Source organism: Martelella sp. FOR1707, from assembly GCF_053484265.1.
The window spans coordinates 54,189-75,470 of sequence record NZ_JBAKFP010000010.1 but is presented as its reverse complement, the minus strand read 5'-3'; the positions used below and the strand labels follow the sequence as shown (position 1 = coordinate 75,470).

19 protein-coding genes and 1 tRNA gene are annotated in these 21,282 nt (G+C 62.2%); 6 read left to right on the top strand and 14 right to left on the bottom strand.

The window, feature by feature from the left end; translation table 11 throughout:
* From V6765_RS22555 to V6765_RS22540, 4 genes are all read left to right on the top strand, one after another.
* On the top strand, positions 1 to 1,077 hold the full coding sequence (locus V6765_RS22555) for a BMP family ABC transporter substrate-binding protein (RefSeq protein ID WP_448432858.1): 1,077 nt from the start codon (positions 1 to 3) through the stop codon (positions 1,075 to 1,077).
* 217 nt (positions 1,078 to 1,294) lie between these two features.
* Positions 1,295 to 2,041, top strand: a complete 747-nt coding sequence (locus V6765_RS22550; protein WP_448432857.1) for an NUDIX hydrolase — start codon at positions 1,295 to 1,297, stop codon at positions 2,039 to 2,041.
* A 7-nt stretch (positions 2,042 to 2,048) separates the two neighbouring features.
* Positions 2,049 to 2,957, top strand: coding sequence for a PhzF family phenazine biosynthesis protein (locus V6765_RS22545; protein ID WP_448432856.1), 909 nt, complete (start codon positions 2,049 to 2,051; stop codon positions 2,955 to 2,957).
* 145 nt (positions 2,958 to 3,102) lie between these two features.
* A tRNA-Lys gene (locus V6765_RS22540) sits at positions 3,103 to 3,178 on the top strand.
* Positions 3,179 to 3,375: 197 nt separating this feature from the next.
* Here the strand turns inward: V6765_RS22540 and V6765_RS22535 are convergent.
* From V6765_RS22535 to V6765_RS22510, 6 genes are all read right to left on the bottom strand, one after another.
* Complete coding sequence (locus V6765_RS22535) at positions 3,376 to 3,699, bottom strand: hypothetical protein (protein WP_292055537.1); 324 nt, start codon at positions 3,697 to 3,699, stop codon at positions 3,376 to 3,378.
* 109 nt (positions 3,700 to 3,808) lie between these two features.
* Positions 3,809 to 4,099 carry a hypothetical protein gene (locus V6765_RS22530; RefSeq protein ID WP_448432855.1) on the bottom strand — a complete coding sequence of 97 codons (291 nt, stop codon included), beginning with the start codon at positions 4,097 to 4,099 and terminating at the stop codon, positions 3,809 to 3,811.
* Positions 4,099 to 4,299: a hypothetical protein gene (locus V6765_RS22525; RefSeq protein WP_292055535.1), complete on the bottom strand. Its 201-nt coding sequence runs from the start codon at positions 4,297 to 4,299 to the stop codon at positions 4,099 to 4,101. The genes V6765_RS22530 and V6765_RS22525 overlap by 1 nt, the downstream gene beginning before the upstream one ends.
* A gap of 1 nt (position 4,300) precedes the next feature.
* Positions 4,301 to 5,074, bottom strand: a complete 774-nt coding sequence (locus V6765_RS22520; RefSeq protein WP_448432854.1) for an NlpC/P60 family protein — start codon at positions 5,072 to 5,074, stop codon at positions 4,301 to 4,303.
* Positions 5,058 to 5,324, bottom strand: a complete 267-nt coding sequence (locus tag V6765_RS22515) for a hypothetical protein (protein ID WP_448432853.1) — start codon at positions 5,322 to 5,324, stop codon at positions 5,058 to 5,060. Before V6765_RS22515 ends, V6765_RS22520 begins: the two co-directional genes overlap by 17 nt.
* 236 nt (positions 5,325 to 5,560) lie before the next feature.
* Positions 5,561 to 8,071: a right-handed parallel beta-helix repeat-containing protein gene (locus tag V6765_RS22510; RefSeq protein ID WP_448432852.1), complete on the bottom strand. Its 2,511-nt coding sequence runs from the start codon at positions 8,069 to 8,071 to the stop codon at positions 5,561 to 5,563.
* 205 nt (positions 8,072 to 8,276) lie between these two features.
* Here V6765_RS22510 and V6765_RS22505 point away from each other — a divergent pair, with 205 nt between their 5' ends.
* Positions 8,277 to 8,828: a hypothetical protein gene (locus V6765_RS22505; protein ID WP_448432851.1), complete on the top strand. Its 552-nt coding sequence runs from the start codon at positions 8,277 to 8,279 to the stop codon at positions 8,826 to 8,828.
* Positions 8,829 to 9,070: 242 nt separating this feature from the next.
* Positions 9,071 to 9,331 carry a hypothetical protein gene (locus tag V6765_RS22500; protein WP_448432850.1) on the top strand — a complete coding sequence of 87 codons (261 nt, stop codon included), beginning with the start codon at positions 9,071 to 9,073 and terminating at the stop codon, positions 9,329 to 9,331.
* On the opposite strand, the gene V6765_RS22495 is transcribed toward V6765_RS22500, so the two are convergent.
* From V6765_RS22495 to V6765_RS22460, 8 genes are all read right to left on the bottom strand, one after another.
* Positions 9,309 to 11,801 carry a hypothetical protein gene (locus V6765_RS22495; protein ID WP_448432849.1) on the bottom strand — a complete coding sequence of 831 codons (2,493 nt, stop codon included), beginning with the start codon at positions 11,799 to 11,801 and terminating at the stop codon, positions 9,309 to 9,311. The genes V6765_RS22500 and V6765_RS22495 overlap by 23 nt on opposite strands.
* Positions 11,798 to 14,062 carry a hypothetical protein gene (locus tag V6765_RS22490; protein ID WP_448432848.1) on the bottom strand — a complete coding sequence of 755 codons (2,265 nt, stop codon included), beginning with the start codon at positions 14,060 to 14,062 and terminating at the stop codon, positions 11,798 to 11,800. Before V6765_RS22490 ends, V6765_RS22495 begins: the two co-directional genes overlap by 4 nt.
* Entirely contained in the window at positions 14,059 to 16,455 is a 2,397-nt protein-coding gene (locus V6765_RS22485; RefSeq protein WP_448432847.1) for a hypothetical protein, read from the bottom strand. The genes V6765_RS22490 and V6765_RS22485 overlap by 4 nt, the downstream gene beginning before the upstream one ends.
* A 1-nt stretch (position 16,456) precedes the next feature.
* Positions 16,457 to 17,041 carry a hypothetical protein gene (locus tag V6765_RS22480; RefSeq protein ID WP_448432846.1) on the bottom strand — a complete coding sequence of 195 codons (585 nt, stop codon included), beginning with the start codon at positions 17,039 to 17,041 and terminating at the stop codon, positions 16,457 to 16,459.
* Entirely contained in the window at positions 17,041 to 19,161 is a 2,121-nt protein-coding gene (locus V6765_RS22475; protein ID WP_448432845.1) for a hypothetical protein, read from the bottom strand. Before V6765_RS22475 ends, V6765_RS22480 begins: the two co-directional genes overlap by 1 nt.
* Position 19,162: 1 nt before the next feature.
* Complete coding sequence (locus V6765_RS22470) at positions 19,163 to 19,819, bottom strand: hypothetical protein (RefSeq protein ID WP_448432844.1); 657 nt, start codon at positions 19,817 to 19,819, stop codon at positions 19,163 to 19,165.
* Positions 19,820 to 19,898: 79 nt separating this feature from the next.
* A complete protein-coding gene (locus V6765_RS22465; RefSeq protein ID WP_448432843.1) occupies positions 19,899 to 20,180 on the bottom strand; it encodes a hypothetical protein in 282 nt (93 codons plus the stop codon).
* A 57-nt stretch (positions 20,181 to 20,237) separates the two neighbouring features.
* Positions 20,238 to 21,185, bottom strand: a complete 948-nt coding sequence (locus V6765_RS22460) for a phage capsid protein (protein WP_448432842.1) — start codon at positions 21,183 to 21,185, stop codon at positions 20,238 to 20,240.
* Between the last annotated feature and the right edge of the window lie 97 nt (positions 21,186 to 21,282).

The following is a 21,282-nucleotide window of genomic DNA, read 5'->3' as shown; positions in this document are numbered from 1 at the left end:
ATGAAAACGCTGAACTTCGCACTGGCCGCCTCGGCGGCGATCATCGCCGGGCTTTATGCAACCGGGGCCAGCGCCCAGGAAGACGTCAAGGCCTGCTTCGTCTATGTCGGCTCGGCAACCGATGGCGGCTGGACCCAGGCCCACGACATCGCGCGGCAGGAGCTCGAGGATACGCTCGACATCGAAACCGCCTATATCGAGAACGTCCCGGAAGGCCCGGATGCCGAGCGCGCGATCGAGCGCATGGCACGGTCCGGCTGCTCGATCGTCTTCACCACCTCCTTCGGCTTCATGGAGCCGACGCTGAAGGTTGCCGCGAAATATCCGGATGTGAAGTTCGAGCATGCCACCGGCTACAAGACCGCCGACAATGTCGCGACCTACAATTCGCGCTTCTATGAAGGCCGCTATATCTCGGGCGTAATCGCCGGCTCGATCTCCGAATCGGGCATTGGCGGCTATATCGGCTCGTTCCCGATCCCGGAAGTCGTCATGGGCATCGATGCCTTCCAGCTCGGCGCGCAGTCGGTCAATCCGGATTTCAAGACCAAGATCGTGTGGGCCAACACCTGGTTCGACCCGGGCCGTGAGGCTGACGCCGCCAAGGCGCTGATCGACCAGGGCGTCGACGTTCTGGCCCAGCACACCGACACGACCGCGCCGATGCAGATCGCCGCCGAGCGTGGCATCAAGGCCTTCGGTCAGGCCTCCGACATGATCGAGGCCGGCCCGGAAACCCAGCTCACCGCCATCATCGACACCTGGGCGCCGTACTACATCAAGCGCGTCGAGGCCGTGCAGAACGGCACCTGGGAATCGGTGCAGAGCTGGGATGGCCTGAAGGACGGCATCCTCACCATGGCGCCCTACACCAACATGCCGGACGACGTGAAGAAACTCGCCGAAGAGACTGAAGCAAAGATCATTTCCGGCGAACTCAAGCCCTTCACCGGCCCCGTCACCCTGCAGGATGGCACACCGTTCCTCGCCGAGGGCGAAGTCGCCGATGACGGCACGCTGCTCGGCCTCAATGTTCTGGTCGAAGGCGTGGAAGGCTCGCTGCCGAAGTCTGAATAAGGGCTCAGCCACTGAACTGGCTTAGCAAGGGCCCGGCGTTTTTCGACGCCGGGCCTTTTTTCCTCTGGAGCTTCATTTCCGGTCAGCCCATGTGCCGCGTCTGTGTCCCAAAATCGCCCGACACGCGCTTCCAAATCGAGCCGATGCGTCTTAGCCTGCCTGCGCTAATGAAACTGATTTGCGCGCCGCGTGCGTCAGCATACTGATCTGGAACCGAATGCAGACTTTCAACTCTCTGATCCCTGAAGACTGGCCAGCCGAGGGCCGCGCCTTTCCGGTGACAGCGGTCGATATCCAGGTGGAGGCGGGCGACCGGGCCGGCATTTCCCGTTTCGACAGGCAGGTGCAGGAAAACTGGGAACGCGAGGTCGCGGCCAATCCGCATCTGTTCAATGGCCGGCTGATCACGCTGAACGCGGTGCGCCTTGAAGACGGCGCTGTGACGGCCAGCGGCCAGATCGTTCCCTACGCCTATCATCTCTGGTGGCGGCGGCAGGAGCCGCGCCCGCCGACCTTCCATTCCTTCGCCATGCCGGTGATCGTTTCGGCCGATGGCGCGATCATCGCGATCCGCATGAGCCCCACCACCGCCAATGCCGGCAAGGTCTATTGCGCGTCCGGTTCGCTCGAACCCGCCGATATCGTTGACGGCCGCGTCGATATCGATGCCAATATGGCGCGCGAGGCCGCGGAGGAAACCGGGCTGCGGCTTGATGAGCTTGAAACCCGGCCGGGTTATTACTGCGCGCATTTCCGCCAGGCCGTCATGTTCTACCGGTTTTTCCACGCCGCGCTTGACGCCGATGATCTTATGGCCAATGTGCGAGAGCATATGCGCCACGACGACGAGCAGGAGATCGACGCGGTTCTGGCGATCACGCGGGAAAACCGCGACGCGTTCGACTACGCCTATTCGATGCTGCCCGTGCTCGAACTGTTTTTCGACGGCGGACTGAGGAGATGACGACACCATGCTGGATTATGTGATCTATGACGTGTTCACGGCGGAGCGCTACAAGGGCAATCCGCTTGCCGTGGTCTTCGGCGCCGACGCGCTGAGCGACGACGAGATGCAGACGATCGCCATCGAGTTCAACCTGTCGGAGACGATCTTCCTCAGCGCGCCGGAGCATGTTTCGCACTCGGCCGCGGCCCGCATTTTCACGCCCGGCGGGGAGCTGCCCTTTGCCGGCCACCCGACTGTGGGCGCGTCGATCGCGCTTGCCGAGCGTCAGCATGGCGAGGATGCGGACATCGATATGGTCACGGTGCTGGCGGAAAAGATCGGCCCCGTTCGCTGTGCCGTGAAGCTCAAGCCGGGGGCCGCCAGTTTCGCGGAGTTCGATCTGCCGAAACTCTCACGCCGCTCCGACGAAGTGATCGCGCGCGAAAAGCTTGCCGATGCGCTCGGCATTTCGCCGGCCGAAATCGGCTTCGAGAATCATCTACCGACGATCTGGTCGGCCGGCGTTCCCTTCGCCATGATCCCGCTGCGCAATCTTTCGGTGGTGGAGAAGGTCGAATTTGATCAGCGCCAGTGGCTGTCCTTCGCGCCGCTCGTCGATGGATTGCCGGTCTGGGCCTATCCCTACACAAGAGGCGGGGTGCGCCATGACGTGCATTTCCACGTCCGCATGTTCGCCGCCGAAACGATCGAGGAGGATCCGGCGACCGGCTCGGCCGCCGCGGCCTTTTCGGGCGCGATCCAGCATTTCGACGCGCCGGGCGAGGGGTCTCACACTTTCGTCATCGAGCAGGGCGTGGAAATGGGCCGTCCGTCCTATATCCGACTCAATCTGGAGACCGGCGCGACCGGTGAAATCACCGCCGCGCGTATCGGCGGGCAGGCGGTTCGCGTCGCCAACGGGACTTTGTTGTAGGGCGCTGGGATAGGGGCTAGCGCCAGTGTCTTGCCGATAAGTCCTTGGTCATTTACGAAAATCCGAAAATTTCACGTGCAGTGCTGGACAAGCCCCCGAATCCCCGTTATATGCGCCTCCAACGACGCAAACGCGCCGTTCTCGTGGGTGATTAGCTCAGTTGGTAGAGCAGCTGACTCTTAATCAGCGGGTCGTAGGTTCGAGACCTACATCACCCACCATTTTCTCATAGAAAACCAACGGTTTATCGGAATTTGTGATATTTCGTGTGACTGTTTTTGTGACCTTATTTCCGAAAAATGTCACACGAAGTCACACGTAGATCACAAGCAGCAGCGCGACGCAGACGAGGATCAGGAACACGGCCGGGCGCACCTCGCGCCATTGCTCCTGCCACGCCCGTTTCATGCAGTGCTTGTCAATCCTTGTCATGGTCGATCTCGCGCAGGCGAAAGTGCCATACCTTGATGATGAACTCGACGATCGTCACGCCGCCGACGCCCATGATGAAACCGCCGACGGAGGCGGAAGGTTCCAGCGGAATGTTTGCGAGCCCGCCCGCCCACTGAAACAGCGGCACCCCGACAGGGCCGAGAAAGTAGGCGGCCGTCGCGCCCACGGCCACGCGCCGTGCGGCCGGGAGAACGCCCTGCCATTCCATCACGGCCGCCACGGCGGAGCCGGCAAGCGCCGCCAGCGCCAGCCGTCCCTCCTCGGTTGTCAGTGCGTCCCGCCAGGCCATCTGCTACCAGCACCCCATGCGTTCGCCGGCCGCGTCATTGCCGGTCACGTTGTTAAGCGCGGTACGGTTCACCTGGGCAAGCGCCACAAAGCCAGCCGGGTTTAGCCCGCTATTCTTGAAGGGGCCGCAGCCGGAGAGTGTCGCACTCTGGCACCCGGCCGCGATGGCGGAAATAATCAACACACAGGTCGTAAGCGTCCATCTGCTCGCGTTTCGCATCGTCTTTCACCCTGTCCTTGACCGCGTTCAGCGTGGTCTCGTTGATTGCCGCCCTTTCGGCCTCACGGCCCTCCTGGCGCGCTGCGGGCAGCACGAAGGCCCACACCAGCAGAATGACCGCCGCCACGCCCACAAGCGCACCTGCGGCGGCGATGGCCCAGTTTTTCAACCCGGCGAACATCAGGTCTTCCACCCGAAGCGTTTGGCGAGCTTCCACCAGTAGCCGGTCGCCAGCGCCACGGCGGAGCCCAGCAGCGCCTGAACCCCGGTTGCGATCACCGGGTCGGTGGTGATAATCCGCTCGACTTCCTTGTTGATGAGCCCGGAGGAGAGCATCCACCCGGCCACGATGTAGAGCAGAATGCGCACATAAACCGTCATCTCAACTCTCCTTCACGGTGTTGCCGAAAGCGTCGATCACCGGCAGATCGGCAAAGCGCCCCGGCTTCGGCAGCGGATAATCCTTAGGCCAGAAGAAGCCGCAATCCTCCGCGCCGGAAAAGGCGGTGACCGGGTAGGGCGAGATCTGCACCTTGTCGCCCTGGTTCGCGCCAAGGCAGGCCAGTCGGCCGTCGATCGTGCGTCCGGCAACCATCGTCACATGCCCGAATGTCTTGCTGCCGCCGCGCCCCTTCACGGCGATCCCGCCGAGCACCGGGCCGGAAAGCTTCACGCCCCAGCCGCGTCCATAGGAACGCGCCAGCCCGGAGCGGGTAGAGGCAATGCCGGCCTCCTCCAGCCAGCAGCCGACGCCCGCCGCGCAATAAGGCGTCTCGTCGTCAAAGATCGGCTGGCCGATCGCCTTCCAGAATTCGAGGATGCGCGGATTGTGACGCGCCCCCTTGATCTCGGCTTCGCCAAGATCGAGATAGCCATTCTTCAGCCAGGGCGGCATGGTTTCGGCCTGGTCGCCACCGGCCAGCAGCCGGGCAATCAGGGCGATGATCTCGCCCCACACGCTCCGCTCCGCCTCGGGCGCGGGCGCAAACAGCGCGGAGCTGGTTTCCGGCCCGACGATCCCGTCCACCGTGAGCCCGTTCGCCGCCTGAAACGCGCGGATCGCCGCAATCGTCTTCGGCCCGCGAATACCGTCGATAGGGCCGGGATCGAAGCCGGCGGCGGCAAGCTGCCGCTGAACGTCAGACGTCGACAGCATCGGAAAACGCCTCCTGAGCCTTTAGCGCCGCATAGGCCTGTGGCCAGATCGGCTGGCTGACATCTGCCGAAAATTCCACGGTGGCCTCCCAGACGTAGTGCGCCCCGGACTGGAATGCCGCTTCAGTCAGAAAGCCACGGAACAGGGCAACCGCATTCACGCCGTGGTTGCTGGCCTCGACGTTGTTGAGCCGAATGTAACAGTTGCGATTTTCGCCATATTGGGTCGGCACTGTCGCTTGAATTGCCATGTGTTTGATCCCTTCTTAGGCGTCGATCTGCGAGTCGAATGGTTTGAAGACTGCATCAAGACCGCCTCGTCCGGAGGTCGTACAAATTAGCCCACACCTCCTGCCGTCGTCGGATTTGTAAATCTCGATATCGCCACGCTCGTAGAAGTCTTTGTCCAGAAAGGCTGTCGCATGGGACTGAGCGCTGCCCGCCGTGGGGGTTCTCACTTGAATTGCCATGTGTGTTTTGTCCTTTCTCAGGGGTCAATCGCGCCGAACTCTTTGAATACGGCGGTGGAACCGGCAGTGCCCCCGGTGGTGCAAATCCACCCGATCTTTCCGCCGGGGGTTGGGTACCGGCCAAAACCTATTTGCCGCCGTTCATAGGTGCCAGAACTCGGGAAGGAGCCAGAGCCTGCGCTCCACGTGTTCATAAGGACGCGCGTATCTACACTTGCGCCAAGGTAAAAGGCCGCCGGAACTCCAAAAGTGAATTCACGTCCATTGAAACCCGCTGCTGTTAAAAAGTGCGCGGTGCGAGAGTCTAGGTTCCTAGATTTGGTCCACCATAGCTTTTCTACCGGGTCGAACACTAAGCCCCAATAATCTCCTGGAGCGTCTTCAGTGCTCGAAAAGCTCAGGGCTCCGCTTACATTTAAGGATGCTGTATAATCGGCCCCTTCAGTTGACAGAGACGACAGTGTATACTGCCCATTGGAACTAGCTCGGAGAAAGTTGCCGACTAGTACGGGCTCAATCAGCCCGCCGATAGCTAGAGTTGGACCGCCAGCAAACGCCGCCCCAGCGGCCCCACCTTCAGAATAGCAACCAATGAAAACGTTGCGGGCGTTGTTATTGTCGGTTTGGTAGCTGAAGGCGCGGAAGTATGTCCCTTCGGGCTGACCAGACTGCCAAAGCGGGATGGTAGAATGTACACCGCCAGCGCCCTGCCTAACCCAAACGGTGTCATCCGTTCCTGGTGTAGTACTGACAAGTTCGGCTTCTGTAGCTTCCCAATGGGCAGCATAGCGGGAGCCGCCGTAACTCACGAAGCTGCTTTGGCTTGTGCTGTTATTGCCCATTCCGGCAAGACCGTTGGAGGCGACATGACACCCAATGTAGGTGTTACCCAAAAAGCTACTGTCATAGATGCCGCTACGGCCGTTATTGGCGCAATTAATCGCTGTTGCGATGCCAGCGTTAACGTCTGCGCCATCAACGTAAAATCCGTGGCCACCGCAATTCTGGATGCGGAGCGTCGAAGAATACCATACGTTAGCATTACCTTCGGCAAGCGGGTCACTGCTGCCGGAAGTCGCTCGGATATGCACCCCGTTTCCGCTAAAACTGCTGATAAGCATGTTCTTGACCACGGCACGTGCCCGCAGCCAAATACCATGTGCCGTCTTATCGCTGCCGCATGTGGATAGTATGTTGAACCCCTCAAGGGTTGATGAGTCCGCCGCAGTGGTGGCTGGCGACTGTAGGCCGGTGGATAAAGTGTTGGATCGATTGACAACTATGCCAATTGTATCTTCAGGAAAGACCATTTGTGCGGTGCTGCTATAGGGCATTCCGGAGGCGTTTCCGAAAATTCGCACCGACCGCTTCAGGTTGATTGTGTCCGACATGTAGTAAACATTATTCGGCAGGTAGATCGGCGCGGATGACTGGTAGGAGCCCGTGCCGCTGACACCTGCTTCGAGCAGCATCATGAACTTGTTGTAGGTGTCGGGGTCGGACGTATCGGCGGATGAGGGCATGACGCTCTCAAAGTTATAGACACCATCGTCACCCGGAAGCGTACGGAGCAGCCACCCGCCAGCCGTGGCGAAATGAAAACCGTCAGTCCCACCGGCAGTAGAGCCAGGCGGCACAACGCTGTAGCTGTACGGCCCTGCGCCAATTCTCGTGTAGTTCGGCCCGAGTGGCCCAGTGAAGTTCTTCAGCTCTTGAGGGGTGTTGAACTCAACCTTGCCGATCCAGTTCTTGAACACCCATGCGCCGCCAACCACCTCCCACCCCTGGGTGCCGGCCTCGGTGGAAAGGATCACGCGGGTACCATCAGCGGGCACCGGATCGGGCAGTTCGAACTTCAGGGGCGCGCCTTCAAACAGCACCGCCGCCTCGGCCTTCTGCGCTGCCGCCCGCGTGCTGGAAAGGCTCTCCGCCGCCGCCGTGGCTGAGGCCTGGGCGCTCTGCTTGTGCTGCTCCGCCAGATCTTCAGCTTGTTCCGCCAGCTTCGCAAAAGCCTTCGCCTCATCGCGCCACCCTTCCGTCGCGGCGGCAATGGCGGGGATGGAGGCGATCAGCTCGGCCGAAGGGCCGCCGATCAGGCGGTTGCCCTTCCGGATGATGGATTGTCCGTCCTCGATGTCGGGGTCGATGTCGAGCGCGTCGCGCCTGAGCTCCTCCAGCGTGGCGGCCTGTTTGGAAAGCTCCCTTTCCAGCGCGTCGGGGGAAAGCTTCGTCCCGGCGGTCACGCCGGCGGAACGCTCGTGAACGCGACGGCCGCGCACCTGGAATTTCGTGGTGGCGGGCAGGGCGGCGGGAAAGGTGATGGTGAAATGATCGAGCGCCGCGCCGGAGACCTTGGCGACGGTGACGGCGACGACCGAAAAGCCTTCGGCCCCGTCCGGCTTGGTGATCACCTCGACATCGGCCGTATCGAAAATCTTGAAGCCGAACGGCCCATAGCTGGCGCCGCCATTGCCGGAAAGAACGCCGGTCGACCGCGCCTCGCGCGGAATGGGATAAGGATTTGCCACAAGCCGGTCCTCTGCCTGATACCTTCAGACAGAGGATAGGCGCGGGGCAGGGGCGTTAAGTGCGGGTCGCTATTGACTCATGGATGAAGCGGAGTCGTAACTGTCGTCCGGGAAAGAAATACATGGGTGAGACGAAATGACTTCCGGGGCAACAGCTTCAACACCTCCATTCCAGAACCCTTTATCCGAAGAGGATACGCGGCTTATGGGAAATATTGCGGTTCTCTGGGGGCAGGTTGATGAAGCGTTGAACGCCGTCCTCGCTTGGACCCTGAACCTTCCCCCGGATGTATTCGACAGTCTTCTCGGCAACCAGATGATTGGTGCCAGGGTCTGCCACCTACCCAAAATAGCTGACACTGCCACGCTCGCGCCGGAGAAAGTTCTTCTGCGGGAAGTACACGATAAACTGAAAGATGTCCTTCCAAGACGAAATGCCGCGATGCATGGCTGTTGGGGACAATTCGTCGAGGACCCGTCGTTTCAGAAACTAAAGGCTGGGATATACAACCGTCAAAAGCCGAAGGCCCGTTTTTTCGCCGATGAGCTACCCAAGCTTCACGACGATATCTGCAATGTCTTGCGCCTGCTCAATGAGCTTTTGATGTACTCAGTTGAAGAAGACCCCGAGCCGACGGACTTCAACAACAACAAGATATATTTTGCCCCTCAACCACCAGATCAACGTTCTGCCCCATTAAGATTTGAACGAGGAGACAGAGTTGTTCCTGTTCCGTCCACATCTCCCGATTGGTGAGGTTAAGGATTTTTTCGGCCTCATACATCTGCGCCTTAGTCAGGTGAACTTCGCGTTTTGCTTTATCGTCGCTTCCATCCATCATCTCGACTCCAGACCAGTCCTCTGCCTGACACTTTCAGACGGAGGATAGGCGCAGCTGTGGAGCGTTTAGTGCGACTGCGCTGCCAAGGCTTTCCCTTTTTCGGGAAGCGTGGTTAGCTGATCCTCATGGGTTGCAGACCGATGGGGAGGTGGATGAGATGCTGGTGTTTGCAGCGATAAATCTAATACTCGGGGTCATTCCAAAGCCATGGTGGTGGGGCGCGATTGTGGCCTTTTCCGCTGCAGCGTACAGTGCTTATGGCGCGAGCAGGGTGAACGCGTGGCGAGCCGAGGTCGGCGTTGGAGCATTTCAGGCCAATGATATTGTCCTGAACATGTTGGTTTCAGCAGGGATCGCAATGGTCGCCTTTTTCGTTGGTTTCGGCATTCGGAAGATCATGGACCGAAAGCGGCGTTAACCTTAGGCCCGCGCTCTGGCCGCCGCTCGCCCGGCTTCCACCAGTACTCCTGCCCAAACTCGCGTTTGAAGAACTGCTGCTTGCGTTTGAACGCCTTGTTGGCCTCGGGGTCCATCAGATATTGCAGCTGATCGAACACGATCCGCTCCCAGGCGAGCCGGATATACCAGATCGAAGAACCCGGCGTGTTGGAGCGCATGAACTTGTTCAACTCGCGGCCGAATTTGGTGTCGTCGCCATTGGCGAGCTGGATCGCATTGCCGGCCGTCAGGTTCCAAAGGTTGTTGGCCCGTTCCACCACCGGCCCGGCAAGCGTGGTGGAAAATCCGCCGCCATAGCGGTTGATGTTGGAAAACAGGAAGTCGCCATAAATGCCGAGCCCGCCGCCCTGCAGCATCGCCGCGCCCCAGAATGACGGCTCCGACATGTCCTGCGGATCGCGCCCGGCCGCCATCTGTTTCAGCTGATAGGCCATCGCGCCGAAAAGCGTTGTCGAGATTAGCAGCGAGCCGGCATAGGCCGCGCCCTTTGCCGGGTTTTCCCCCGCCAGCATGCGGTGGATGCGCTGGCCGTGCAGCAGAATGAACACGGCGCCGAAACTCTTGAACTGGGCAAAGGAGCGCAGCACCTCGCCGATGAAGGTGCCCGGCCGGTTCTCGTCGACCAGCGCCACGCGCGAGCGGTGGGAGCTGGAGGGGATCGCAAATTCCGTTTCGGACTGGATCATCTCCAGATAGCGTTCCGAAATCAGATTGTCCCCCCGGTCGAAGATCTCCTTCGGTCGCAGGATCTTCGCTCCGCCCATATCATGTTGTTTGGTGGCGCGGATCACGTTCCAGTCGGTCTCGGTCAGCCCATAGCGCCGCATCGTGTCGCGAAGCGCGGAGGGCAGGGCGTCGTAAGTCTTGCCCGCATGTTCGGCCACCGTGCGCATGAAGGCGAGCCCGAACGCATGCCGCCCCGCCTGGCTCCAGGGCGTCAGGCCGGAAAGGGTCAGCACCCGATCGGCGATGAAGCTCGACCAGCCCGGCCCGTCCAGCGTGCCGACATAGCGCGCCTGGGCGTGAAACACATGCATGGCATCGTCCAGGATCAGCCCGGCCGCAACCGCCTCCTCGCGCGTGGTCTTGCCGAAGGCCTTGACGATATCGCTGAAAGCGCCCCGCGCGTTGATCCCGGCGAATTTGCGCGAAATCATGGTGGTGCCGATATCGGAGATAGCGGAGATCGTGGCGGAGCCGAGTACGCTGGCCGTGATCAGGCTGCGGGTCGCCGCCATGCCGGCCGCCCATTTGCCGTTCACGGGCGTCTGAAGCGTTCCACGGATCGAGCCCCACACCGCATCGATCTTCTTTTCGACGCCGGTGGCGCGGGAAAGCGCATTTTCCGGCTTGCCGGCGAACCGGCTTGCCTGCCCGGCCGCTGACAGCGCAGCCTGCTTGCGCACCGCCTGCTTGATCCATTCGATCGTGCCGTTCGGGTTCGGGCCGAGAATTTCCAGCGCGGCGATATCCTTCGCCATCATGTTGATATGGCCCATCATCGCGCCGAAGGCATCGCCGCCGCCGCCATAAAGGCGCTGATATTCAAGCCAGCTGTCGGCATCGCGGAACACCAGAAACCGGTGTTCGCCGCGCTGGTTGGCAAGCGCGCCGCGCCCGAAGGGCTGGCGCTTCGGCTCGACCTTGTTCCAGCCTTCCGTGGCGATATTCGTCCAGATATCGGTAAGCACGTCGTCGAGTTCTTCCAGATCGATCGCCTTGCCGGTCAGCGGGTTTTTCATCCGCGAAACGTCGAGCATCGGCGTGATGTCGGCCTTCCATTTTTCCGGCCCCATCTTCCGCAGAGCCCTGGCGTCGTGGTGCTGGGGCAGGCCCCAGTTCTCCAGCTTTCCGATCGCGCCGCCGCCGGCATTGAAGCGCTGGCGCAGCCAGTCGGCCGTGTCGTTCCAGACCTTGGCGAACTGTTTGGCGGCCGCGTCGCCGGTATCCTCGCCAAAGCTCTCGCGTACCACATTGTCGAGATCGGCCTTGTTGCGCCGCGCGGCATCGCCAAGCAGCGCGGAGCGCCTGAAATGCGAAAGCATATCGTCCATGCGCGCATGCGCCATGCCGATGATGGTGCGCTGGCGGCCGGCGACGGAGGCAAATTCCGACGTGCCGAAATGCTCCAGCAGATCGACCGCGGCTTCCCCGATATCAAACTCGCCTTTGGCGTTCTTGTGGTTCCCCAGCTGGGCCGCGATCCGGTTGATGGATTTGATTGAAAGCTTGGCCTTGCGCTTCTGGTGGGCGCTCTGGGCCCGCAGCAGCTCGGCAAGGGCCTTCTTCGCCTCGGCATCGGCCGTCACTTCGCTGGCGGCCGCGTAGCGCTTGCGCATGCGGCTGAATTCGCGGTCCAGCCGGTCGGCGTCGTCGCGGGAAAGCAGGTTTTCGTCAACGGCTCTGTTCAGGCAATCTTGCAGGCTCATAGCGGGCAATTCTCCACAATCCGCGCGGCGCGGTCGATGCGTTCAAGTTCGTCAGTGACGGCGGCGATCGACGCCGGCCCGTCATCGTCGAAGAAGGGGATTTCCATATCCTCCGGCAGGTCGCCAAGCTCGCTGGCCGTAACCTGGTCGGCCTTGTCCACCAGGCGCGGGTCATCCATGCCGCCGGCGAAATCTTCGTCGAAGAATGGAGGCTCCACGGATCGGCTATCGGAAAACTCGGCGGTTGGCGATCGGACAAGTATTTCGCCGCCGGACACGCCTGATCGCGGCGAATAGATTGGTGTTCCGGCAGGGATTAGGACGCTGTCAACGTTGACCGCATTGCCGGCATAGTGCTCGGCGATCGACCTGCTGAACGTGTGAGACAGCCATTCGCCGTCAGGATTTCCATCGATATTCACGCCTCTATAAACCAGCAGCGGTCGGGGAGAGGGAACCGCCCCCTTATCAAGAAGCTGCTTTATCTCGTCGGTCGGATCGCCGTTCACCTGGTAGGATTTGTCTACGATCTTTTGCTCGGTCTTGCTTAGGCTGGTGAGACTTCTGATCTCCTCCTCGATCAGGCTGTCGAGTGCGTCGTGAGCTTCGTCAGAAAGTCGTTTTCCTCCATCATCGACGCGTAATGTGCCATCAGGAATTTCATCCGGATTTACCGTGGCGATCTGACGGCGAGCGTCGTCAGCGATCAGCACCCGGTCCAGCGCCTCCAGCGCCGGCAGGTTTTCCGCGTTCGCCAGCTCGGCCGCGCGCACGATCAGGTCATCGTCGACGCTCGGGCCGGCATAGCCGACGATCTCATGCACAAGGCTTTCGACCGCGCGCCGCTCGGCCTCCTCGGCCGGCTGGGCGCTGGTCGCCCGGCTGGCATTGTCGAGGGCGTTCAACAGGTCGGAAATCGTGCTCTTTTCGGCCGCCTTGTCGGCCGTGCCGTAAAGATGATCGAAATAGCCGGCCTCGGCGGCGGCAAGCCGGGCATTGTCCAGCGTGTCGCCGCTTTCCTTCACAAGCTTCCCGACAAACGGCCGCGATGCCCTGTCTAGCCCCAGCGAGGCCAGCTCGCCCTTGTAATCCTTCACGCCGCCGCGCCGCATCAGGAATTCGTCGATCGGCATGTCGCGGTCGGCAGCGCGGGCAGGGGCGGCGGTCTCCGGCGCAAGCCGGTCGGCAATGCGCTGCACCTGGTCAGGGTCAGGCTCGAACATGAACGGGCTTTGCCGCTGCGCCGCCTCGATCGCCTTCGCGCTTACCGTGTCATGGTAATTTGCGCGCGCCGCCGGCGGCTTCTGCTCGGCGAACACCCGTTCGGTTTCGATCGCATCCAGCGCGCCGCGCGCCTCGGCCGGCAGGTTCTTGCGCATCGGCTCCAGCACGGCGGCCGCCGCTTCGTTCTCGCCGGAAAGGGCGCGGCGGGCGGGTTCCGGCGTGGCCGGGTCATCAAGCAGCGCCCGGCGGGCGGCCGCGCGGGCCTCGGAAGCGCGGCCGAGGGCGGAAAGCCCCTCCGCGCCGGCGCGGCCAGCGCCGCCAAGAACGCCGCCGAACAGCGCGGCGAAACCCACATTGCGCGCGGCCTCGCCCCAGCCGCTTTCAAGCCCGGCTTCCTTGCGCCAGCGCTGCACGAAAGGCTCGGTCGCGGCCTGCACCGCACCGTTCACCAGCGCCTCGGTCGCGGCCGTGGTCAGAATGCGCCCCATCACGGTTTTGGCAGCGCCAGCGCCGCCGCCGAAGACAAGCCCGCCGGTCTGGATCGGATCGTTGAACATGGCGCCGGCGCGGCCGCCGAACATCGCCGCCCATTTCATCGGCCCGCGCGCGGCCGCGAATGTCTTTGCGGCCTCCTCGTCCATGTTGCGCGCCAGCGCCTTCGCGTCGTTCTCGACAGGCTCGCCCGCGCGGATGATATCCTTGCTGTCCGGGTGACGTTTTTCGAGCGCCTTCAGCCAGTCGTTGAAGCCGGCGGCGGAACGGGCATATTCGGTGGCCTCGAATTCCGCACGGTCGCGCCCCGGCCGATAACGTCCCGGGCGCGTGGTGAACGGGTTCACATGGGTTTCGCCGGTCGCCTCTCGGATCCGCGCGATGCGTTCGTCATAGGCCCGCGCCAGCGCCGTGGAACGGGAATTGATATTGTCCGTCAGCTTGCCCGCTTCGAACTGCGACTGGAAGATTTCGCCAAGCGTGGACTGGCCCTGCGCCACCGTCTGCGGGCGAAACGGCGTCGGCTCGTAAAGCCACATGCTCATCGGGCATCCCTCCGCGCGCGCCGGGCGGCGGCGGGCGCAAGCGGCTGCGATGCCGGCGGCTGGTCAGCTTCCCCCGGCTCTGCCGGCAGGATCACGGTTTGCATAGAGCTGCGGTTGCGCGATGTCCGCTCGATCCTCGTCACCGTGCGCGCCTCGATGTCGGCCAGCTGGCGGATATCCAGCACCCAGGCATCGCCTTCGGGCGTGACCAGATATTGCGGATCGTCGGAAAGCGGGTCGCCAAGCGCCATGCGATAGAGACCGTCACCGACGCCGACGAGCTGGGCGTTGCGCAGCCGGCGGATCGGTATGTCGAAATCGCCGGTCTGGATCGGCGGCAGGGCTTCAAGCTGCAACGCGGTCAGATTGTCGAGCAGGTCCTGCGGCGCGGATTTCTCAAGATCGGGCGGAACGATGATCTTCTGGCCGTTGACCTCGGCAAAGCCGCCGAGATCGCGCCCGCCAATGCGGCGGCCGCCGGCGGCGCGGTCCAGCGCCTTCAGATAGGCCTCGTTTGCCGGCGTTCCCGGCTCGTCGACCTCGGCGGGATCGAAGCCCTGTTCGTTCGCCGCCTTCTCGAAAAGAATGTTTGCCGTCTGCAACACCGCCGTCTGAAGGCGCGGGGAGCCGAGAAAGGCCGGCCCCACCTCGGCAAGCGCAGCCTGCGTCTGCGTGGCCTGATCCGGCATCTTCACGGTATAGACCTTGTCGCGCCGGAATTGCAGCGCCTCGGCAACATCGGCGGCAACCGACATATCGCCGGTTGCCTGGGCCATGCCGGCGGTGTGCGCCACCACGGGCGCGGCTTCGCTCAGCTCGGAAAGCACGGGGATCGCCTGCGGCCCCAGCGTATTCACCAGCGTCTGCGAAAAACCGGCGATGGCGGCCGGGTTCTGCAACAGGGCGGAGGAAAGCCGCTCCTGCTCGCCCGGGCGGAAGAAGGGAACTGCCTGCCCATAGGCGCGCTCGACCTGCCGGCGCTGCGACTGGCGGCCGGAGATGGAGGATACAAGCGCGTCCGGCTCGGAAAGATCGATCGGCGCCAGTTCCACCATGCCGGCGCGTTCGGCCTGGCCGAGCGGGTCGACCGCGCGTTCTTCAAGCAGGGCCTTTGCGTGTTCGCGGGCGGCCTCATAGGTCTGTTGCTGGCGCACGAAGCCAGCCGCGCCCGGTTCCGGTCGAAGACTTTCCAGCCGCTCGGCGATATCCAGCGCGCTTTCGCTCGGCATGGCCGCCGTCACGTCATAGAAACGGCCGGCATCGGAACGGCTTTCCTGCCACTCGCGGGCAACTTCGGGCCCGAGATAGCGTTCCACATTTTCAGGCGTGAGCCCGCTTTCTTCCAGATCGACGCCCTGGCCGGTCGCGCCCATGCTGGCAACGTCGTCGGCGATCAGGTCTTCGAGTTCGGAGGCGCGCGCCTGATTTTCCTGCCTTTCGGCAATGCGCAGCTGCTCGACATCGCGTTGCAGGCCGGCGCTGACCTTCTCGATATCCTCGAAAGGCATGTTTCGGTAGATGCCGAGCTTTTCGTCATCGGCAAGCCAGGCCTTTTTCAGGTCCTCGGCAAAGGCGGCCTTGTCGTCGGCGGTCTCGGCGGCGTCGAACTTCGCCTGTATCGTGCCGCGCGCCACCGTCAGCGCCGCGCCTTCAGAGAGCTTTTCCGCCTGTTTCTGCGTAATTCGCCCGCTCGCGGCCGCCGCCTGCAGGTCGGTGCGGATCAGGTCGAGCTGATCGTTGACGGCGCTTTCGCCGTCCGGGTCCGCGCCCATGTTCATCGCCTGGCGCTGCAGGTCGATCAGGTTGTCCTGCTGGGCCTTGATATACTGCGCCCGCGAGGCCGCCGCCGCCCGCGCCGCTGCCGCCCTGGCGCGCGCGGCCGCCGCCTTCTGCGAGGCTTCATAAAGCTTGGTTGCCCGGCTTTCGAAGGCGAGCTTGTATTCCGGCGCTATCTCCTCGAACACGTACTTGCCCATATGGTCGGTGAGCAATGCCTTGAGCGCGCCCTTCAGCTTTTCCGGGCTCTGCCCGTATTTCTCATAGGCCGCCTTCTGCTCGTTGATCATCGTCTGGTCGAGCTGTTCAAGGTAGATCTGCGTCCCGGCCTTGTCATAGGCCCGGCCGCGAATGCTGTCGCGCCGCGTCGGGCGGAACTCCTGTTCAGCGCCCGGCGCGCCCTCGATCGCGTCGCGCTTGCCCTCCAGCTCGCCAAGCGTCTGCGCGGCCCGGTCTGCCCGCTCGCCGAACTGCATGCCCATGCGCTGGAAGCCGGCGGCAACGCGGTTCTCGAATTCGCCGCCGTCATTGCGCGGCACGGAAAGAAGGCTGTCTTCCAGGATCGGGTCGGTCTTGAACGGCCGGTAGCCGACTGGCGAGCGCTGCTGGTTTGCCATGTTACACCCTGTTCTTGATCGCCATGCCGGTGTCGAAAATCTGGCCGAACGCCTCGAAGCCGGCGGCGCGGCGCGCCTTTTTGGCCATTTTGCGATAATAAACCTGCCGCTCTGTCAGCCGGTTCTGGCGGCTCTGTTCGGTCGCGACTTCGGTGTTGATGGCCTTGTCGCCCTCGCGGAACGCCTGCCGGCGCGCCTCCACCGGAGAGCCGAAGGAAAGGTCGACGCCGCCGGCCGCGTTCGCCGTGTCCATCTCGCCGATCGCGTCGGCCATCTGCGCCTTGATGGAGGTGCGCGCGGCAATGCCCTGCAGCGTTTCCAGCGGCTGCTGGCGCGCGGCGTCCTCGGCGGCCAGGTCGTAGCTTTCGCCCTGAGCGTTGCCAGCGGCAAGCGTGTTGCCCACGGAAAACACCGTCGCCACCCCCTGCAGGATGGAATTGAGCGTCATGCCGGAGGTTGCGGCGGCCGTTGCCGCGCCGCCTGCGGCGGCTGCCGTTCCTGCCGTTCCCGCCGCCGCCGTGCCCGCCGCTGCCGCGCCGCTGCCAACGCCGAATGCGCCGAGAACTGCCGTTGCAAGCTGTGCCATCAGAGTTTCACCCCCGGTACGAAATCGCGCAGCCTCAGCCGGCCCGGCCGCGTCTGGGTTATGGTCAGCGTCGGGTCCATGGTGGCGCCCTTCAGCCCGGCAATGGTTATGTGGCCCGTGCGCCCCTGGCGCGGGCCGGAAAGATCGTCGGAAAACCGCTGCAACGGCACGTCCTTTGCCGGCTGACCGTTCGCGCCAATCGCGACGCTTGTGCTGTCGAGCAGGTAGAACCGGACCCATTTCACGCATCCCGGCCGACGCACGATGTCGTCATTGCGCAGCACGCGAACATAGGGCAGCGTTTCGAAGACCGGAGCCTGCCAAAGCCCTACGCGGCCGCTGGCATTTGCCGCGTCGGTGTCGATCTGCCCGCCGGAGACCGTGAAAGGCCCATGGATATCGCCGGCGAGATCGGCCCATACCGTCCGCCCCTCCAGCGCCGAAAGCCCGGTCGCAATGCCGTTACCGTCCGTCGTCACATTGATCGTGGCCTGAAACAGCGTTTCGGATGCCTCGCGCATCACCTCAAGAAAATACTGGCCGCCGCGTTGCACGATCAGCCAGACATTCTGCTGACCGTCGACGGTGAACGATTTAACGGTTCCCCCGCTGGCGGTTTGCCATTCGGCCGCGGACGTGACGATTTCCTGCGCCTTGTTGACGATCGCGCATATCATCCGTCCGTCCTGCCGAAGCACCCACAGCCGGTTCCATTTCATGCCGGCCGTCTTGCTCTGCACGGCCATGATGGCCGCGTTCTGCAAAAGGTCGCGGTTGAGGTCGTTGACCGCCTCGGGCGTGTAGGTTGTCGATACCGCGTCATAGACGGTGGAATAAAGGATCGAGCCGTCTGTGGAAAAGAAATAGACCCGACCGTCGATCGTCACTGGCGCGCAACTGAGGCTGGAGCCGATCTTTGACGCACGCACGAAATTCAGCGTCTCCGACTTGTCGAGCTTCCGGTTGCTCAGAAAATATTCGGCCTGGTCGGTGAAGATCACAAGATAGGTATCGTCCAGCAGATGCGTAACGCGCTCGGAAGTATCAGTGCGCAACGCCTCCAGGCGCGCGTCGTTGGGGCGCTCGGTTTCGATATTGAGCGTGAAGTATTCCCCCACCTGCGACATGTTCAAGGCAGCCTGTTTGGCCTTTGGCGCATAATAGACCGCACGGTCCTGGTAGATTTCCATGCCAGCAAAACCGCCGCGTGAGGCCGAAATAAGCGGCTCACCATCCGTCTTTCCGATCTGTACGTGACCGACCAGCGACGAGGCGCTTGATGTGTTTACCACCTGCGCGTTGAAACCGTATTCGCTGCCGGACAGAGCGCCCGAAAAGGTCATAACGACCTTGATGTAGCCTGTAGACGAAAGATAGCTGAGATCAGAAATCGCAGCCGACACAGTGTCTTCAAATCCCGATAGATCGGATATCGCATCCGCCAATGCATTCGCAAAATTGCCCCAGTCGGTTTCGCTGGCTGTGCCCGGAGAGATCGGGTCGCCGGACCCGTCAACGAGATCGACGGAGGCCGTATCGACGCCGTCAACGGTCATGGCAACGACAAGCCCGTTGACCTCGTTGTCCCAACGCAGGAAGATTTCCCATATATCATCGGTTTTTGTGTAGCTGCCGCCAAGGTCGAGTTCGGGCAGATATTCATAGGGCCAGTCTGTCACGGTCCAGTTGGTATCGTCGTTTTCGTCGCGAAACAGGCGAATGCCGCTCCAGATCGATTGCGCGAAGATGCCGAACGTGTTTGCCTCGCCGTAGAATTTCAGCGTGGGCAGAAGATCGGACGTGATCGCCGGCAGCGAGACCGTCGCCACCTTCACCATGTCGTTGCGCCAGATTTCCGCCTGGCCGGCGGTGAAGATCAGCGTATAGGAAAGGCTGCCATTCACCCGCAACACGCCCATGCGGCTCTCGCCGGAAGGGGCGGGGCCGGCATAAACGGTGCCCGGCATCAACTGAAAGCCGGATTGGGGCACGGGCTCAACGCCAAGCATGCGCTGTGCGCCGGAATAATACTGCTTCAGGTTCACCTTGCCGAAAAGGTCTTCGGAAAGCTGGCCGGCATTGGCGGAACTGTTGAACGGGCCGGAGATCGCCGAAACCATGTCAGAAATCCCCGTGCCAAGGCGTATGGATCGGGCCGGCTCCGGTAGTTCGCGCGGCCGTCAGCGGTTCGTCATCCGCCTGGGTCTGTCCCACGGGCGCGCCGGCTCGATCCTGCGCCATCAGCCGGCCAAGCTTGCCGCCGCCGCCCTGTTGCGACGGCGAGCCGAAGGCCTCCGCAAGCTTCGCGTCGCGGAGATCCTCGTCGAACCAGATCGGGATCGCCAGATAGCCGGCAAGGGCGATCACGAAGGCCGCACGAAACGGCGGCTCCCAGGCATCGGGCGCAACCGCCACCTTGCAGAGCGACCATGTTTCCGACTGGTTACAGAAAAGCATCCCCTCCTCGAGGGCATATTCGCGCAGAGGGCGGGGTGAGCTGCCGGCCTGATCCATGACCTTCAGCGGCGGGCCGATCCGGTTGCCCGGCAGGTCGAAACCGTAGTGCCAACCGTTTTCCGGGGTCTCGGCATGGCGGACATTGCGATATGTTTTCCGCGCGAACGACCAGTCATGCATGCCGAACACCTCGTCGACGCATCGCTGCCAGGAATTTTCGCACTGCTCGGAAAGATCGGACCCGTCATCGACGGAAAACACCGGCCCCGCGCCGATATCGACCAGCGCCCAGTTGATGATTGTTGCCTTGTCGATCGTCATGAGATTTCCCGCAAGAAAAAGCCACGGCCGAAAGTCTATCGGCCGTGGCTGGCGGTTAAGTGGGAAGCGCGTTACAGCCTTAGCTCGAAGCGGTCCAGTCGACGATCGCCGTCGTCACATTGCCGGTCGCCGGAACGGCCGTCACCCGCAGCATGGCGAGCGCCGGCGTGCCGTCCAGGTCGCAATCGGCAACGATCAGCGTATTGACGGACAGATCGGCGCGGCTGGGGTTGAAATAGCCGGCGGCCGTCACCTCGGCGACCGTGTCGTCGGTGGCATAATATTTCATGCCGACCATACGGGTGTTGGTGAGCGCGACCGTCTTTCCGGCCGTGGTCAGATTGTACTTGTTTGCGGGCATATCGAAGTCCTCGGATTTGAAAGAAATCAGGGAAGGGCGGCCCGAAGGCCGCGCCGGTTATGCGGCGGCCGGATCGGTGGCCTTGTTGATCGCCTTCATGCGGATGCGCTTCACCCCTTCGGGGAGAATACCCACGGCATTGCCGGAAAGCTGAACCTTGGCGAGCTGGCGCGTGCCCTTGATCTGGGGAATATCGTAGATGTTCATATTCTCCTGATCCCACTCGATCTCCGCGCCGACCGCATCCTTGGTCCAGGCGAAGGTGTCGATATAGTTGCTGGCGTTGAAGGGCAGCCCGTTGCTACCGGTCCCGTATGCGCCTGTGCCATAGGCGAACATTTCGTTCGGCAGCGCGATCATGTGCACGCCCTGGAAGGTTTTCTTCTTGACCTTCGAGGCCTGTGCGAAGGGCAGATTGACCGGCCCCTGATATTCGGAGCTGGAGAACTGCTTGTACATCATCAGCTGGCTGAACCAGGAATGCGGCATGATCCAGAAGATATCTTCTTCCGAGCCGGTCCCGGCAATGCTGTCGCCGACATAGACCGCGTCTTCAAGCGTGACGGTGGTGGTGCCGTCGCCGATCGTTTCAACCGTCTTGGGATTGTCGGTCAGCGTGGAAGTTGCGGCGGCGAACGCGTTCAGCGCATCGAGGCGCAGGAAGTCGCGCTTCATCCGCACGGCCTTGGTCATCAGCTTGGCGATCGCTTCCTTGGACTGCGGCCCCATCTTCCGCTGATCGGCCGGCAGGTCCAGCCAGGCGGACGCCTCGAAATCCTCGACCTGCAGGTCGATCGTGCCGAGATTGATGCGCGATGCGTCGATTTCCTGAATGGCGCCGGTCAGCTTGTACATCTGAATGGTGCCTTCGGCGACCGGATACTTGATAAGCCCGGCATGGCCGTCGCCCTGCATGAACATGCCGTCGAGATAGCCGCCCATCGCCTGATAGCGCAGGCGGACCATGTCGCGGATAACTTCTTTGAACCAGTTCTGAACAGTCATTGTAGCCCTCAATGTTTGATGATTGGACGAAATCACCGTGAGGGCCGATTAGCCGAAGCACTGGCGGGTCCTGTGAAGGATAGCCGCCGCGTCTTCG